Consider the following 1622-nt stretch of genomic DNA (forward strand, 5'->3'; position numbering starts at 1 on the left):
GTCAGATGGTCCGCCAGTCGTGCCAGACGGTCCCGCAGGCGTCGGCGCCCCCTCGGTTCCGGCAGCGCGTTCTCGCCCGCCGCCGCGCTCACCAGGTGCTGCACCGTGTCCAGGTCCAGGTCGGTGTCCTGCGGCACGACCAGCGACTCGTGCGCCATCGCCCCCAGTTCGCGGTCCCCGGCATCGAGGGCCAGCACCCGTGCCCCGGCCCGCCGCGCGTCGTGGACCCGCTCCAGCAGCGCGTCACCCGGAGCGGACGGGGACACCACGAGCACCGTCTCGCCCCGCCGCGCCGCCGACACGCGGCCCAGCCCCACCGCCAGGTGCGCCGGAGCGGACGGGGGTGCGCCGTGCCGTACGAGCGTGGGGGACAGTTCCGGCGTGCCCGACCACGCCGCCTCGTCCACGAGGTGCGCGGCCAGATGCCACGGTTCGTACTCCGCCGTGCCCACCAGCAGAAGCCCGCCGCCGTACGACACGACGGACCCCCTGAGCGCCCCCGCGAACCGGCGTGTGGCGCCCGGCCACTCGGTCCCGGCGAGCACTTCCCGCAGCAACGCGACCCGTACGGCATCCATGCGCACGCATCCTGGTGCGGTCGGTCACTCGTGACGCGCGGTTCACCACGGATTCGCCCGATCGTGGCGCCGTGACCCCGTGACCCGTGACCCGTGACCCCATGTCCCTATGTCCCCATGTCCCCTGTCTCCGTGACGGCGCTCACCCCATCGGCCGAGGGATTCCTCCCGGACGTACAGTCGGCCCATGACCTCTACCGACAGTGCACAAACAGCCTCCGAGGCGGCCCCCGCCAAGGCCCCGGCCAAGGACCCCTGGGACCTCCCCGACGTGTCCGGGCTCGTCGTCGGCGTGCTCGGCGGCACCGGTCCGCAGGGCAAGGGCCTCGCGTACCGGCTCGCCAGGGCCGGGCAGAAGGTGATCATCGGCTCGCGGGCCGCCGATCGCGCGCAGGCCGCCGCCGGGGAACTCGGGTACGGAGTCGAGGGCGCCGACAACGCCGAGACCGCGCGCCGCAGTGACATCGTGATCGTCGCGGTGCCGTGGGACGGCCACGGCAAGACGCTGGAATCGCTGCGCGAGGAACTCGCGGGCAAGCTCGTCGTCGACTGCGTCAACCCGCTCGGCTTCGACAAGAAGGGCGCGTACGCGCTCAAGCCGGAGGAGGGCAGCGCCGCCGAACAGGCCGCCGCGCTGCTGCCGGACTCCCGGGTCACCGCCGCCTTCCACCACCTCTCCGCAGTCCTCCTCGAGGATCCTGAGATCGAGGAGATCGACACGGACGTCATGGTCCTCGGTGAGGTGCGGGCCGATGTCGAGATCGTGCAGGCGCTGGCCAACCGGATCCCCGGTATGCGCGGGATCTTCGCCGGGCGGCTGCGCAACGCCCACCAGGTCGAGGCCCTCGTCGCCAACCTGATCTCGGTGAACCGGCGGTACAAGGCCCACGCGGGGCTCCGGCTGACCGACGTGTAGGGCGCGCGCGGGCATGGGGGACACTGGACGCCGTACGCACTCGCCGTGGAGCCGTGGAGCCGTGTTCACGGGAGAGCCGTGTGACACGAGCTCGCCGTACGACCCCGTCCGACCGCCCTGTCAGGAGC

2 protein-coding genes are annotated in these 1622 nt (G+C 72.7%); one reads left to right on the forward strand and one right to left on the reverse strand.

Annotated features, from left to right (window positions below):
* A partial coding sequence (locus tag FNH04_RS45760; RefSeq protein WP_152792115.1) for a hypothetical protein occupies positions 1-578 on the reverse strand: 578 nt, incomplete at its 3' end.
* A gap of 187 nt (positions 579-765) precedes the next feature.
* Between FNH04_RS45760 and npdG the strand changes: the two genes are divergently transcribed.
* A complete protein-coding gene (npdG, locus tag FNH04_RS45765) occupies positions 766-1494 on the forward strand; it encodes an NADPH-dependent F420 reductase (RefSeq protein ID WP_152792116.1) in 729 nt (242 codons plus the stop codon).
* The last annotated feature ends 128 nt before the right edge of the window (positions 1495-1622 follow it).

Source organism: Streptomyces phyllanthi (assembly GCF_009377205.1).
GTDB classification, from domain to species: domain Bacteria; phylum Actinomycetota; class Actinomycetes; order Streptomycetales; family Streptomycetaceae; genus Streptomyces; species Streptomyces phyllanthi.